At 41.2% G+C, this 14,787-nt stretch carries 14 protein-coding genes and 2 tRNA genes; all 16 read right to left on the bottom strand.

Going from position 1 to position 14,787, the window contains the following annotated elements:
• Window positions 1-130 precede the first annotated feature (130 nt).
• A tRNA-Ser gene (locus QZZ35_RS05315) sits at window positions 131-219 on the bottom strand.
• Window positions 220-281: 62 nt separating this feature from the next.
• Window positions 282-367, bottom strand: a tRNA-Ser gene (locus QZZ35_RS05310).
• Between the two features lie 267 nt (window positions 368-634).
• A complete protein-coding gene (tsaD, locus tag QZZ35_RS05305; RefSeq protein ID WP_291236457.1) occupies window positions 635-1,657 on the bottom strand; it encodes a tRNA (adenosine(37)-N6)-threonylcarbamoyltransferase complex transferase subunit TsaD in 1,023 nt (340 codons plus the stop codon).
• A 12-nt stretch (window positions 1,658-1,669) separates the two neighbouring features.
• A complete protein-coding gene (locus QZZ35_RS05300) occupies window positions 1,670-2,578 on the bottom strand; it encodes a ribonuclease Z (protein ID WP_291236456.1) in 909 nt (302 codons plus the stop codon).
• Window positions 2,579-2,608: 30 nt separating this feature from the next.
• Complete coding sequence (locus tag QZZ35_RS05295) at window positions 2,609-2,809, bottom strand: hypothetical protein (RefSeq protein ID WP_291236455.1); 201 nt, start codon at window positions 2,807-2,809, stop codon at window positions 2,609-2,611.
• Window positions 2,810-2,886: 77 nt separating this feature from the next.
• Window positions 2,887-3,336, bottom strand: coding sequence for a ribosomal protein S18-alanine N-acetyltransferase (rimI, locus tag QZZ35_RS05290; RefSeq protein ID WP_291236454.1), 450 nt, complete (start codon window positions 3,334-3,336; stop codon window positions 2,887-2,889).
• Window positions 3,333-4,049, bottom strand: a complete 717-nt coding sequence (gene tsaB, locus QZZ35_RS05285) for a tRNA (adenosine(37)-N6)-threonylcarbamoyltransferase complex dimerization subunit type 1 TsaB (protein WP_291236453.1) — start codon at window positions 4,047-4,049, stop codon at window positions 3,333-3,335. Before tsaB ends, rimI begins: the two co-directional genes overlap by 4 nt.
• On the bottom strand, window positions 4,049-4,483 hold the full coding sequence (tsaE, locus tag QZZ35_RS05280; RefSeq protein ID WP_291236452.1) for a tRNA (adenosine(37)-N6)-threonylcarbamoyltransferase complex ATPase subunit type 1 TsaE: 435 nt from the start codon (window positions 4,481-4,483) through the stop codon (window positions 4,049-4,051). The genes tsaB and tsaE overlap by 1 nt, the downstream gene beginning before the upstream one ends.
• A gap of 135 nt (window positions 4,484-4,618) precedes the next feature.
• Entirely contained in the window at window positions 4,619-5,218 is a 600-nt protein-coding gene (locus tag QZZ35_RS05275; protein WP_291236451.1) for an ECF transporter S component, read from the bottom strand.
• Window positions 5,219-5,237: 19 nt separating this feature from the next.
• A complete protein-coding gene (locus QZZ35_RS05270) occupies window positions 5,238-7,382 on the bottom strand; it encodes a Tex family protein (RefSeq protein WP_291236450.1) in 2,145 nt (714 codons plus the stop codon).
• A gap of 67 nt (window positions 7,383-7,449) precedes the next feature.
• The gene (locus QZZ35_RS05265) at window positions 7,450-8,658 is read right to left on the bottom strand and encodes a cofactor-independent phosphoglycerate mutase (protein ID WP_291236449.1); all 1,209 of its coding nucleotides are present in this window, start codon (window positions 8,656-8,658) and stop codon (window positions 7,450-7,452) included.
• Window positions 8,659-8,674: 16 nt separating this feature from the next.
• Window positions 8,675-9,118 carry an ACT domain-containing protein gene (locus QZZ35_RS05260; protein WP_291236458.1) on the bottom strand — a complete coding sequence of 148 codons (444 nt, stop codon included), beginning with the start codon at window positions 9,116-9,118 and terminating at the stop codon, window positions 8,675-8,677.
• Between the two features lie 21 nt (window positions 9,119-9,139).
• A protein-coding gene (gene prfB / locus QZZ35_RS05255) for a peptide chain release factor 2 (protein WP_291234577.1) occupies window positions 9,140-10,262 on the bottom strand; the annotation gives its coding sequence in 2 pieces (ribosomal slippage) (window positions 9,140-10,186 and window positions 10,188-10,262; 1,122 coding nt in all).
• A gap of 26 nt (window positions 10,263-10,288) precedes the next feature.
• A complete protein-coding gene (secA, locus tag QZZ35_RS05250) occupies window positions 10,289-12,901 on the bottom strand; it encodes a preprotein translocase subunit SecA (RefSeq protein ID WP_291236448.1) in 2,613 nt (870 codons plus the stop codon).
• Between the two features lie 195 nt (window positions 12,902-13,096).
• Window positions 13,097-13,624, bottom strand: a complete 528-nt coding sequence (hpf, locus tag QZZ35_RS05245; protein ID WP_291236447.1) for a ribosome hibernation-promoting factor, HPF/YfiA family — start codon at window positions 13,622-13,624, stop codon at window positions 13,097-13,099.
• A 533-nt stretch (window positions 13,625-14,157) separates the two neighbouring features.
• A partial coding sequence (locus QZZ35_RS05240; RefSeq protein ID WP_291236446.1) for a C40 family peptidase occupies window positions 14,158-14,787 on the bottom strand: 630 nt, incomplete at its 5' end.

Genomic DNA, 14,787 nt, shown 5'->3' with positions numbered 1-14,787 from the left:
TTTCGGGATTGTTTTATTGTTCAATTATCAATGTTCTTTGTGTTGCTTTTCTTATGTCATGCAACTTCTTAAGTTTATCACATTGACTTTTGTTTGTCAACACTTTTTTAAATGTTTTTTCAACATTTAACGGAGAAGGAGGGATTTGAACCCTCGCGCCGCTATTAACGACCTACTCCCTTTCCAGGGGAGCCCCTTCGGCCTCTTGGGTACTTCTCCAAGTATGCAGAATCTAAAATCATATAATATTATCTTTCAAGCCCTTATCAAGAGTTTGAAAACGGAGAAGGTGGGATTCGAACCCACGGCCCCTTTCGGAGTCACTGGTTTTCAAGACCAGCTCCTTAAACCACTCGGACACCTCTCCATGCATAGTGCTTTAATAGTTTAACAGGTCTTTCAACGCTTGTCAAGCATTATTTTCTAATCCGCACATTTTTTCTTCTCTTTTCCGTTAACTCTGAACGGCAATCAATATAATATCACTATGATCTTCATATGTCAACATTTTTCTGCAACTTTTTTTCTTTTTTATAAAATCCAGGAATAGACACAAAATATAGTATGCCTTTTACTTCAGACAACAATTTTTATGCTCTTTTTCCGTCAAATTTACTATATTTGAGGGAATTATTCACCTTTGACCGATTTTCAAATTTGGAACAGCATTCAAATCCAATCCATGCCTTGTCCCTGCCAGATACTCGTAATATGCCGCACATCCGATCATAGCAGCATTATCTGTGCACAAAACAGGAGAAGGATAAAAGAATTCCAGTTTTTCTTTTTCACATCTTTCTTTCATAGCCTGACGCAAAGCTGAATTTGATGCAACACCGCCTGCCAAAGCCACTTTTCTAATCTGATACATTTTGGCTGCTTCAATTGTATGATCAACAATAGCATCCACAACCGCAGCCTGAAAAGATGCAGCCACATCTGCGCGATTAATCTCTACATGCTTCATTTCACATGAATTAATATAATTTAAAACAGAGGATTTAAGTCCGCTAAAACTAAAGTCCAGAGGAGCATCTGCGATATGTGCCCTTGGAAATGCAATAGCTTTTGGATTTCCCTCTTTCGCAAGTTTATCAATTTTCGGTCCCCCCGGATAACCTAAACCAATGGCTCTTGCAACTTTATCAAAGGCCTCTCCCGCAGCATCATCCCGCGTTCTTCCCAGAATCTCATACTTCCCATAATCTTTAACAAGAACAAGATGGGTATGCCCGCCAGACACAACCATTCCAAGAAATGGCGGTTCTAATTCTTTGTTTTCAATATAATTTGCTGAAATATGCCCTTCAATATGATGCACTCCAACCAATGGTATATTTTTAGCGTAGCTGATTGCTTTTGCAGCAGCTACACCGACAAGCAATGCCCCAACAAGCCCCGGACCATAAGTCACGCCTATAGCATCCATATCTTCCAATGTCATTCCGGCATCCGACAAAGCTTCTCTGATCACCGGATTGATCTTTTCAATATGTTTTCTTGATGCAATTTCAGGAACAACACCTCCATAGAGCTTATGCAGTTCGATCTGAGACGATATAACATTAGACAATACTTCTCTGCCATTTTTTACAACCGCGGCTGCTGTCTCATCACACGAAGATTCAATTGCTAAAATATAAATATCTTTCTTCATATCACTCTTCCTCTATTCTTCAAAATTCAATTCTGCTGAACGACGATCCTTTGCAGCATGTGCATTGGCAAATATTTTTCGGACATTTTCCATAAATATTTCAGGATGGTTAATTGCCGGACTGTAGTGTGTCAGCCACAATTCCCTAACTTCAGCATCTCTGGCAAGTCTTGCTGCCTCCTCAAATGTCATATGTTTATATTTAACCGCATTATTAATATCGCCCTGTTCACCATACATCCCCTCGCAAATAAAAATATCTGAATTTTTTGCATTCTTTCGAATAGAATCCGTAGGTCGTGTATCGGTCGTATAGGTTACCTTAAGCCCCTTTCTAGGCTCTCCCAAAACGAGAGACGGTTCATACACCCGTCCATCCAATTCAATACTTTCACCTTTTTGCAGACGATTCCACAGTTTCAGAGGAACATCATTCGCTTTAGCCTTCTCAACGTCAAAGAGTCCTGCCCGCGGGATAGAAATACTATAACCATAGCAGGTGATTTTATGGTTAACTTTAAATGCATCTATATGATAGCCACAGGCTTCAATATGCTGTTCATTTTCTGTAAGTTCAATAAATTCAATCTTAAACGGTAATTCAGGAGCTATAACCCTCAACGAATTGACAACCCGGCTCAATCCTTTCGGCCCGATCATCAGCAACGGTTCCGTTCGGTCAGAATTTGCCATTGCAAGAAGAATTCCCGGAAGTCCGCTAATATGATCTCCATGAAAATGTGTAATACATATAACATCCAACGGCCGAAAACTCCATCCTTTCTCGCGAATAGATATCTGTGTGCCTTCACCACAGTCAATCAGAAGGCTGCTTCCATTATAACGCAGCATCAAAGATGTCAGCCACCTGTATGGCAAAGGCATCATACCTCCTGTTCCCAATAAACACAAATCCAACATATCTTTACCTCTTTATTATTTCAATCTTCTTTATATGAGTTCTCTTTCTTCTTCAATATCCGGGGCATACTTGAAATCTTTAATCCAGCGGTCATAACATGATTCACAAATATTTATACAATGTCTTTGTCCATCTTTCCCATTAGAAAAATATCCCCACACTTTTTCAATATGAATATAATCTTCCTGTCCAATCTTTTGTCCGCAGCAATTGCAAATCTTGTTTTTCATCATCGGCTCCTTTGTATATTACTGTTTCATGTTTCAAACACATTGTATAGGATTTATCAACACAAATATATAGGAGATTACTGGGAACCCGTTTCCTGCCACATCATCATTATCGCATCTTCTTTCGGCTTTGTATAAAACCCTTTTCTGCGTCCGCACTCTGTAAAACCCAGACTGGTGTACAAGGCTCTTCCGGACACATTGCTCTCCCGCACTTCCAGAAAGAAATAATCTGCTCCAAGTTTTTTCCCTTCGCCGATCAATGCACGCACAATAACTGCACCGTAACCTCTCAGACGACAGTCCGGTCTCACAGCAACATTAACAATTTCGCCTTCGTCGACTGCCTGATAAAGGCACCCATATCCAACGATCTGTCCCAAATCATCTTCTATCACGAGAAGATGTGCTGACGGCTCCTCCAGTGAATCCCTAAATCCCTGGTCTGTCCATGGATCTGTAAAACACACATTCTCAATGGGCACCACCGACGTTACATCTTCCGAAACCATCGGACGAATTCTCATCTGGCTGCCTCCCTTGCCTGACGTTCTTTAAGTTCCCTTTCAGCCTGGGAAAGACGAAGATAATCAGGAACATGTTCATCTGCTGTCTCCAGTCGTCCCTCCTCGAAATAAATCTTTCCGAGAGCAGCTAAAGCCCCCGCTCTCTGTGCATTCAGGTGAAGCGGAGCAAAACTGCACGGAACTTGAATTGTTTTTTCAATAATATCCCTGTAAACAGCAACACCATCACCTAAAAATATCACAGGACTTCCCATCCCGTTGATCTCCTGTACAATTTCTTCAATACCGACAGCTTTCTGCTGACAGAGCACTTTAAAAGCATCCCCTTCAAACGTATATAACCCCGTATACACCTGCTGTCTGCGTGCATCCATAATTGGACAAATCACCTGATTTGTTCCAAACAGGTTATAAGCCAAGGCATCTACTGTAGGAACATGGATCAGCGGCTTATCCAATGCCAATCCCAATCCTTTCGCTGTAGCCGCACCGATTCGAAGTCCTGTAAAGGAACCCGGACCACCGGATACAGCAATTGCATCCACGTCATCCAGAGAAATACCTGTCATCCGGACAACTTCATCCAACATAGGAAGCAATGTCTGTGAATGTGTCTTTTTAAAATTTGTTGTATATTCGCCAATAAGTTTATCTTCTGACATGATTGCAACAGACGCAACCAGGCCGGAACTTTCAATAGCCAGCAACAACATTATAAAACGCCTCCTCGCTCCAGTGTAATTCTCCTGTAATCAAATCCTTTTTCCATATCTTTCTCAATCAGAATCCCCATAAAATCTTCCGGCAATATCTCACGGATCAGATTTGCCCATTCAATGAGGCACACGCCCTGACCATAAACATAATCTTCAAAACCAATCTCTTCCATCTCTTCCGCATCTCCGATACGATATACGTCAAAATGATAAAACGGCATCTTTTCGCCCTCATATTCCTGTACAATCGTAAATGTCGGGCTGCTCACCGGTTCTCGCACACCGAGTCCTGCAGCAAATCCTTGAGTAAATACTGTCTTTCCGACGCCAAGATCTCCTGTAAGACAATACACATCCCCAGGCTGTGCCTCCGCCCCCATCTTTCGTCCATATTCATACGTCTCATCTGCAGAAAAAGTTTCTACTATCATTCAAACCTACCCTTTAAATTTAAATTTCATATCCAAGATCAAACAGTTATGATCTTCATATGTTTCCATAAAAAAGTTAAAAGCTGGCCTAAGTTTATCTCACGCCAGCCTGTTCATAGTTTAGCATATTGTTGTTTAAAATTGAAGTGGTTTTTTCACCAGTTTAAATACATAGTACGAAACGACTGCCATCATCGTCCCCTTTACTACATTAAATGGTGTAATGCCGATCACGATCAATTTCCACATACTATCGATCGTCGGAAGAAATCCCGGTGTCATACCCCCGACAAACCCGATAAGAGCCTCCATTCCTCCGAACATATTCGAATAAATCGGTACTGTAATAAAATAATTTACAAGCATACCCGCAATGCACATAGAAATAACAGAAACAACATACCCAACAAGCAGTTTATGTTTCCCTTTCCACTTTCTGTAAATAATACTTAACGGTATCACAAAGGCAGATCCCACAAGAAAGTTGGACAATTCTCCCGCACCAATCGTCTTTGTCGATAATACTTTAATAAGATTCTTGATCAGTTCAATAAACACACCGGCTGCAGGTCCATAGCCAAGTCCTCCCAGAATCGCCGGCACATCACTAAACTCAATACGTAAAAATCCCAGATATCCCGGTGACTCCAGCAGCATCAAAACATAAGCCAATGCCGAAAACAGACCAATAGTTACCAATTCTCTTGTTGAAAATAATGTTTTTTTTGATTCCACAACTTTTCCCTCTCTTAATTTACATTTTCATCGTTAGCTGTATTCGTTTTTTTGCCAGATCAACACTTAAGACTTTGACATCCACAATATCGCCTACGCTGACAATTTCCATCGGATGGCGAATAAATTTTTTATCTGTCATCTGCGATATATGAACCAGACCATCCTGATGAACACCAATATCCACAAAGGCACCGAAATCAATCACGTTACGCACAGTACCTTTGAGAATCATACCCTCTTTCAAGTCTTTCATTTCCAATACATCTGTACGCAGAATCGGCCTTGGCATCTCATCTCTCGGATCTCTCCCCGGCTTCTCCAATTCCTTTACAATATCTCTTAATGTTATTTCTCCTATACCGACTGTTTCACTCATTGCCTTATAATCACCAATTTGACGGCTCAGCCCGGATAATTTGTTCTCCCGCAAATCCTCTGTAGAATATCCAAGAACTTTCAAAAGAACTTCCACTTCTTTATAAGATTCCGGATGTACACCGGTTCCGTCCAACGGCTGATCCCCATCCGATATTCTCATAAAACCGGCGCACTGCTCATAAGCCTTCGGCCCAAGTTTTGGAACTTTCAATAGCTGACGGCGATTTTTAAACTTTCCATTTTCTTCACGATAGGATACTATATTTTTTGCAATCGTTTTATTTATACCGGAAACATACTCCAGAAGAGACGCCGATGCTGTATTCAAATCGACGCCCACCCGATTTACGCAGTCCTCTACAGTATCATTCAACACCTCTCCCAATCGTTTTTGGTTCATATCGTGCTGATACTGTCCGACTCCAAGCGCTTTCGGATCGATTTTTACCAATTCCGCCAAAGGATCCTGAAGGCGTCTTGCTATAGAAGCGGCACTTCTCTGTCCCACATCAAATTCCGGGAACTCCTCTGTCGCCAGCTTGCTTGCAGAATAAACAGATGCACCCGCCTCATTTACGATCACATATTCTACCTTTGTATCTAATTCTTTCAGCAGCTCCACAATGACCATTTCGGATTCTCTTGAGGCCGTACCGTTTCCAAGAGAAATCAACGTAATGCCATATTTGCCGATAAGTCTCTTCAAGATTTCTTTTGCCTCTTTAATCTTTTTCTGAGGCTCTGTAGGATAAATGACAACTGTATCCAGAATTTTTCCGGTAGCATCGACCACCGCCAGTTTACAGCCTGTACGAAAAGCAGGGTCCCATCCTAATACAACGCGTCCGCTGATTGGCGGCTGCATAAGAAGTTGTTTGAGGTTTTTTCCAAAGTCCTTCATACCGCCTTCTTCTGCCCTCTCTGTCAATTCATTTCGCACTTCGCGTTCAACGGACGGACCAATTAATCGATTATAGCTGTCCTCCACAACAGATTTTAAAATAAATTCTGTTTCCGGATTATCTTTTCGAATAACCTTTTTTTCCAGATAACGAATGATCTTTTCTTCCGGTGCTTCAACTTTTACCGTAAGAAATTTTAATTTTTCACCGCGATTGATAGCAAGAATACGATGCGACGGCATTTTACTTACCGCTTCTTCATAATCATAGTAATTTTCATACACTGATTTTTCATTAATATCCCGAGCTTTTGAAACAACTTTCCCTTCATTCATTGTTATACGGCGAATATAGGTACGATAATCCGCATTATCCGATATCGCTTCTGCAAGAATATCCTTTGCTCCGTTCAGAGCTTCTTCTGCCGTAGCCACGCCTTTTTGATCAGAAACAAACATTTTTGCTTCTTCAAGCATAGATTTAGACGTCATCTGCAGCATAAGAATATTTGCCAAAGGCTCCAGCCCCTTTTCTTTTGCAATAATCGCACGGGTACGCCGTTTTGGACGATACGGACGATACAGATCATCAACAGCAACCATTGTAAGAGCTTCTTCAATCATTTTTTTCAGTTCAGGTGTTAATTTTCCCTGATCATTAATCGAAGATAATACCTGAGCTTTCTTTTCTTCAAGATTTCTCAAATAGACAAGTCGATCATGAAAATCTCTCAGCACTTCATCATTTAGTGAACCGGTTGCTTCTTTGCGATATCTGGCAATAAAAGGAATTGTATTTCCCTCATCAATAAGTTTAATGACAGCCTCTGCCTGCCATGTTTTAATTTCCAGTTCCTTACTTATTGTTTTAATAATATCCATATAAATCTCCATTCAACAGAACAGGCTGCCTCTAATGGCAGCCCGTCTTGAAACAAATTTTCCAATTCTATTCACTCAACAAACGATCAATCAGTTTATAACCTTCTTCAATCACAATGTTGCCGCTCTGAGCAGCTTCTTTTTCATTATATTTCCATGATTTATTCAAATCTTTACGACTGTCATAAATCATGAATGGTACAGGATTTGATGAGTGGGTACGAATGCAAATCGGTGTCGGATGATCCGGCATAACCAGAAGACGATAATCCTCACCCGAAGCATCGAGCTGTGCCACCAAAGGTTTAATCAGACGGCTATCCATATTTTCAATTGCCTGAACTTTACGCTCAACACTTCCCTGGTGTCCCATCTCATCCGGAGCTTCCAAATGAATATAAACAAAGTCATTTCCCTCTTTTAAAAGTGCATCCGCAGCAGCCGCAGCTTTTCCTTCGTAATTTGTATGAAGTCCGCCATTGGCTCCCTCCACAACAATGTTTTTCATACCGGCACCCACTGCAATTCCTTTCAGCAGATCCACCGCTGAGATCATGGCACCTTTAAGTTTCGTCTTATCCTCAAAGGATGTCAGGGCCGGACGCGTACCAGCTCCCCAGAACCAACAGGAATTTGCCGGCTTTAAGCCTTTTTTGCGTCTCTCAATATTAACAGGATGATTCTCAAGAATATCATAGCTCTTTTCCATCATGGATCTGAGAACTTCATCCTCCGGCAGGAATCCTCCGATAATCTGCCCAAGATGATCATGTGGCGGCTCAAGTTCCACAACATGCCCGCCATCCCAGATTAAAAGATGACGATAGCTTGTTCCCACGTAAAATTTATAGATCTCATCCTCCATCACTTCACGGACTGCATCCAGCAGCACTGCTGCATCTTCTGTAGAAATCTCATCAGAACTATGATCGATAATCGTACGCTCTTCATACGGAATCCCCTCTTCTTCGGAAAGGGTAACCAGATTACAGCGCAGTGCGACATCCGTTTCCTTCATATCAACGCCAATACTTAAAGCTTCCAGCGGAGAACGTCCGGTATAATATATTTTAGGATCATATCCAAGAACCGCAAGATTTGCTGTATCACTTCCCGGGCTCATTCCTTCCGGAATTGTATGTGCCATACCTATTTCAGATTTTTTTGCCAATGCGTCTATCGTCTCTGTCTTTGCATATTCCAATGGTGTCATTCCGCCAAGTTCATTGAGCGGTTCATCGGCCATACCGTCCCCTAACATAATGATATATTTCATATAATGTCCATCCTCTCTACTCTCTGGATAAAATTTTCAAGTAATGTACTCCCTGTGTTTTTTCTAACGCATCAATAAGTTTTGATACGTCACCGGTCGTATTCAGTATTTCTATACTGAGCGTGATCGAAGCCACACCATTCACCGGAATAGCCTGATGTATGGTAAGAATATTGGCTTGATATTCAGCAACACAATTGAGCAGCCCTGACAAAAGCCCCGGTTCATCATCCAATTGGATCATCACAGTAAATGTTCTTCCCCTTGAATGATCATGAAACGGAAAAATATCGTCCTTATATTTATAAAACGAACTTCTGCTTATGCCCACCCGCTCTGTTGCCTCCTGTACGGTCATGACTTTTTCCGAATCCAGCAAACGCTTTGCTTCGACAACTTTCAAAAGTACTTCCGGCACTGCTTTTTTCCTTACGACATAGTAGCTGATTTCTTCCTTCATATTCTTTTGTGCCTCCGGCATTTATTCCGCCTTATTTTTTCCTATGCTCCGCCATTTAAGGAAAGCATTGATAAAAGGATCGATATTGCCATCCATAACGCTGTCCACATTGCTGATCTCCGTGTTTGTACGATGATCTTTTACCAGCTTGTACGGCTGCATGACATAAGAACGAATCTGATTGCCCCAACCGATTTCTTTTACTTCACCACGAATATCGGATGCCTTTTCCTCATTCTCCTGCTGTTTCAGCAAAAACAGCTTTGCTTTCAGCATCTGCATCGCCTTATCCTTATTCATGTGCTGTGATCTCTCATTCTGACACTGAACCACAATACCTGTCGGTAAATGGGTGATTCGTATTGCAGAAGAAGTCTTATTAATATGCTGACCACCGGCACCGCTCGAACGATACGTATCGATACGAAGATCCTTATCATTAATCTCTACATCCAAATCTTCTTCAATCTCCGGTATAACATCACAAGATGCAAAGGATGTCTGACGCTTTCCTGCTGCATTAAACGGAGAAATACGCACCAGACGGTGAATACCTTTTTCAGCTTTGAGATAACCATAGGCATTCTCACCATTAATCTGCATGGTTATTGCCTTGATCCCAGCTTCGTCACCATCCAGAAAATCCAGAACTTCCGTTGAAAATCCATGCTTTTCAGCCCAACGACTGTACATACGATACAACATACTTGTCCAGTCGCATGCCTCTGTACCGCCGGCACCCGCATGAAGCGTCAAAATCGCATTACTGTCATCATACTCATCACTCAACAATGTGGATATCCTAAGTTCATCAAGCTCCTCAATAAACAAATTAAGTGCTTCTTCAATTTCAGGAATCAGGCTTTCATCATTTTCCTCATATCCCATTTCAATCAAAGTTTCCACATCTTCATAGGCAGTCTCTAAGCCTTCATACTTTTCAACTGCGTCTTTCAAATGCTTCAACTCTTTCATGGCCTTATTCGACCGTTCCGGATTATCCCAAAATCCGGGTTCTTCCATAATATTTTCCAACTCACTTATTCTTGACTTCTTGTAAGCCAGGTCAAAGTGAATCCCTCACTTCCGCTAATGGTGTTTCATAACTTGTCAAAGTTACTTTGAACTGATCTAATTCGACCATTGCTTCACCTTCTTTCTTAAAATTAATTACTTTCTGCCGCAGCACTGTTTATACTTTTTACCACTGCCGCAAGGACATGGATCGTTTGGATAAATTTTTCCTTCCTTACGTCGTATCGGCTGTTTTGCGGCGGAATCGTCTTTATTAGTTCCCGTAACTTTCGCAACTTCCTCACGGACTGTCGGCTGCTGAATACGAACATGCATGAGCGCCTGTACTGTATCCTCAGAAATTCCCTGAGTCATCTCATCAAACATATCATACCCTGCAAAACGATATTCCACCAATGGATCTCTCTGTCCATAAGCCTGAAGACCGATACTCTGACGAAGCTGTTCCATATTATCAATGTGATCCATCCAGCGACGATCAATCATCTTCAGAAGAACGACCCGTTCCAGTTCACGGATATGTTCTTCCTCCGGAAACTCTTTTTCTTTTGCCTCATAAATTTCAATTGCTTTTTCCTGAAGCTCTTCAATAAACTGATGCACATTTTTTCCTTCATAGTCTTCCGGTTTCCATGAAACATTATGGAACGGAACCACCTGCACAAGCCCCTGAGCAAGACCGGACATATCCAGATCAGATACTGCTGTTTTATTTTCCAGTTTTTCAATATCCTTTTCTTCTGCCTGACTTTCAGCTGAAATATGCATGTACACATGCTGTTTTATAACATCACGGATCATCTTAAAGATAACATCCCGCATATTATCTCCATTAAGGACCTGAAGACGTTCCGCATAAATAATCTCTCTCTGCTCGTTCATAACCTGATCATATTCCAGCACGTTCTTACGAATTCCGTAGTTATTGGACTCAATCTTCATCTGTGCTTTTTCTACGGCACTTGAAAGCATCTTGTGTTCAATCGCTTCACCTTCAGGAAATCCCAAAGAATTAAACACACCCATTAATCGTTCCGATCCGAAAAGACGCATCAGATCATCTTCAAGAGAAATATAGAATCTGGATTCACCCGGATCTCCCTGACGTCCGGCACGACCACGGAGCTGATTATCAATACGTCGTGACTCATGACGCTCTGTACCAATAATCATAAGACCGCCCAATTCTGCAACGCCTTCACCAAGCTTAATATCCGTACCTCGTCCGGCCATGTTTGTCGCGATCGTCACAGCACCCTTCTGTCCGGCTTCCGCAACAATTTCTGCTTCCAGTTCATGGAATTTTGCATTCAATACTTTATGCGGTATTCCTTTTTTCTTCAGAGCATCACTGAAGATCTCTGAAGATTCAATTGTGATCGTACCCACAAGTACCGGCTGTCCCTTCGCATGTGCTTCCACAATTGTATCAACTACCGCATTTACTTTTTCGCGTTTTGTCTTATAAACAAGGTCTTCTTTATCCACACGGCGTACAGGTTCATTGGTAGGGATCTCAATAACGTCCATACCGTAAATATCGCGGAACTCCTGTTCTTCAGTCAATGCTGTACCTGTCATACCCGCTTTTTTCTCGTACTTATTAAAGAAGTTCTGGAAAGTAATCGTTGCAAGCGTCTTGCTCTCACGTTTTACTTTAACACCTTCTTTCGCTTCAATAGCCTGATGAAGACCATCGGAATAACGACGTCCCGGCATAATACGTCCGGTGAACTCATCAACGATAAGTACCTGATCATCTTTTACCACATAATCATGATCTCTGTGCATAAGATTATGTGCGCGGAGAGCCAGAATAATATTATGCTGGATCTCAAGATTTTCTGTGTCTGCCAGGTTCTCAATGTGGAAGAATTTCTCAACTTTCTTTACACCATCTTCTGTGAGAGAAACATTCTTCTCTTTCTCATTGACAATATAATCTCCGGTCTCAATGATCTCTTCACCCATAATGGCTGTCATCTTGGTCATCTCACCGCTGGCTTCACCCTTCTGCATCTGACGTGCCAGAATATCACAGGCCCGGTATAACTCTGTAGACTTTCCACTCTGACCGGAAATGATCAACGGTGTTCTCGCCTCATCGATCAGCACTGAATCGACCTCATCGATAATTGCATAATGCAGCCCTCTCTGAACCAGCTTCTCTTTGTATACAACCATGTTATCCCTCAAATAATCAAATCCAAGTTCATTGTTCGTTGCATAGGTAATATCACAGTCGTAAGCCACTTTACGTTCTTCCGGTGTCATACTGTTAAGAACCACACCTACGGTAAGTCCAAGAAACTCATGTACTTTCCCCATCCACTCAGCATCACGTTTAGCCAGGTAATCATTGACCGTTACAATATGAACGCCTTTTCCTTCCAGCGCATTCAAATATGCAGGCAGGGTAGACACAAGCGTCTTACCTTCACCTGTCTTCATCTCAGAGATACGGCCCTGATGCAGAATAATACCGCCGATCAGCTGCACTCTGTAATGTTTCATCCCAAGAACTCTGCTCGCCGCCTCACGAACAACCGCAAAGGCTTCCACAAGAAGATCATCCAAAGTTTCTCCCTGTTCCAGACGCTGTTTAAAAATTGTTGTTTTATTTCTTAATTCTTCATCTGTAAGCTTTTCCATAACCGGACTTAACGCTTCAATCTTATCTACAAGGGGATAAATTCTTTTTAACTCCCTTTGACTGTGCGTCCCCAGTATTTTTGAAAAGAATCCCATTCTTTGATCACTCCTCAAAATTTCCATTCCATCTATCAACACTTTCTTTTACACGTAACATTTATTGTACCACAGAAATATCGGTTTGCCAACGAAAAAATAGTTCAAAAGACGGACACCAGTCCCTCCCGGACGAACAAAAACAGAGGCTGCAACCCATACGGGTCACAACCTCTTCATGTCTAATACTATTATTTAATATTCCGGTTCAATCAATCCATAAGTATTGCCTTTTCTCTTATATACCACATTGACATCATCTGTCTCTGCATTGCGGAATACAAAGAAATTATGTCCGGAAAGTTCCATCTGGATGCATGCCTCCTCCGGATCCATAGGTTTCATAGCAAATTTCTTTGAACGCACAATCTTAACTTCTTCCGGTTCTTCGGCTTCCATCTCAATAAATGCCGGCTGGAAATTGCCTCCGCTTCTGTAGCGGTTTACAAGACGTGTTTTATGTTTACGCATCTGACGTTCAATAATCTCCTGAACAAGATCAATAGAAACATACATATCATCGCTGACTTCTTCCGCACGAATCACACTGCCTTTAATAGGAATCGTAACCTCTATCTTCTGACGATTCCTTTCAACACTGAGAGTTACGATTGCTTCCGTTTCGGGAGTAAAGTATTTATCCAATTTGCCCAATTTGTCATTGATGGCATCTTTAAGACCCTGAGTCACATCGATATTTTTTCCGCTGATAGTAATACGCATACATATCACTCCTTACTGTGTTATTATGTTCTAATTATATCACATTCGCCATTTCTTTCAAGCTAATTGCACATATTTTCTGAAAATATTTTATAATTTAGTTTAATTTCATTAAAAGGCTGACGAAATTAACCGTTTCGACACTATCGAATAAACAACAAAAAAGTCAAGTAAATATGCGCATTTTCGACGTTTTTTACGTTTTCACCAAAAGATTTTCAGGGGGTTTTCCACCATCATCCACACCCTATCTATTGTGGATAAAGTGGATAACTCTGTGAATAACTCATTTTTTATGGAAAAATCCACATTTTATGTTGTGGATAACTCTGTGAATTGTGGATAACCTCAATTCCTATTTTTGCCCTTTTCATATTCATTCGACAGTATTTTTGTGCATTTTTAATAAAATGCCCTTTTTCGCACTTATTCATCATCTTTTTTATTCACCTTATCCACAACGATGCCTTTACACAACAAAAAGACACCCAATCATTTATCGGGTGTCTCTCTATTCATAATCCACTCTGTAATTAATCTACAATACGTCTGCAGCAATAGATATCTCCGCTGTAGTACATACTTGTTTCAATGATACCTGTATCCCAGTTACTTGCATGGATGATATTGCCATTTCCGGAATAAATTGCGATATGTTCAATCTCACCGTAATAAGAATAAACAATCAAATCACCCGGCTGTAATTCATCAACAGAAACTCCACGGCCGCATACAGACTGTGTTGTACATGTTCTCGGAAGAGAATATCCAAAGTTTGCATACACACTCTGAACAAAACCGGAACAATCTGCTCCGTTTGTCAAAGATGTTCCGCCGTAAACATACGGATTGCCAAGGAACTGTCTTGCAAAATCAACGATCTGCTGTCCTAAAGCACTATTGGAAGAAGAATTGTCATAAACCGGTTCTTCTTTCACTGGTTCAGTTGTTGTTAAATAATCACTGTGAATGTATGCTGTTGTTCCATTGTAATCCACACGGCTCCATCCGTTCTCGCAGATTCCTGTTCGTGTAATACTTGTACCTTCAGACAATGTATCCAGTCTTGTTGCATAAAAATCTGCATCTGCACGAACGTTTACCGCATCTGTTGTCCACACTGTTTCCCATACATCCTGAATATATAACGGTGTATAATTTTC

This window comes from Frisingicoccus sp. (genome assembly GCA_016298055.1).
GTDB lineage: Bacteria > Bacillota > Clostridia > Lachnospirales > Lachnospiraceae > Frisingicoccus.
This window is presented reverse-complemented; position numbering and strand designations above follow the sequence as displayed.

Bases quoted from the DNA above. Each gene is read 5' to 3' on its own strand.
- QZZ35_RS05270 (WP_291236450.1), bottom strand. From the start codon at position 7,382: ATGGATATTATTAAAACAATAAGTAAGGAACTGGAAATTAAAACATGG.
- tsaB (WP_291236453.1), bottom strand. From the start codon at position 4,049: ATGTTGTTGCTGGCTATTGAAAGTTCCGGCCTGGTTGCGTCTGTTGCA.
- QZZ35_RS05260 (WP_291236458.1), bottom strand. From the start codon at position 9,118: ATGAAGGAAGAAATCAGCTACTATGTCGTAAGGAAAAAAGCAGTGCCG.
- QZZ35_RS05295 (WP_291236455.1), bottom strand. From the start codon at position 2,809: ATGAAAAACAAGATTTGCAATTGCTGCGGACAAAAGATTGGACAGGAA.
- secA (WP_291236448.1), bottom strand. From the start codon at position 12,901: ATGGGATTCTTTTCAAAAATACTGGGGACGCACAGTCAAAGGGAGTTA.
- tsaD (WP_291236457.1), bottom strand. From the start codon at position 1,657: ATGAAGAAAGATATTTATATTTTAGCAATTGAATCTTCGTGTGATGAG.
- QZZ35_RS05300 (WP_291236456.1), bottom strand. From the start codon at position 2,578: ATGTTGGATTTGTGTTTATTGGGAACAGGAGGTATGATGCCTTTGCCA.
- tsaE (WP_291236452.1), bottom strand. From the start codon at position 4,483: ATGATAGTAGAAACTTTTTCTGCAGATGAGACGTATGAATATGGACGA.
- rimI (WP_291236454.1), bottom strand. From the start codon at position 3,336: ATGAGAATTCGTCCGATGGTTTCGGAAGATGTAACGTCGGTGGTGCCC.
- QZZ35_RS05265 (WP_291236449.1), bottom strand. From the start codon at position 8,658: ATGAAATATATCATTATGTTAGGGGACGGTATGGCCGATGAACCGCTC.
- hpf (WP_291236447.1), bottom strand. From the start codon at position 13,624: ATGCGTATTACTATCAGCGGAAAAAATATCGATGTGACTCAGGGTCTT.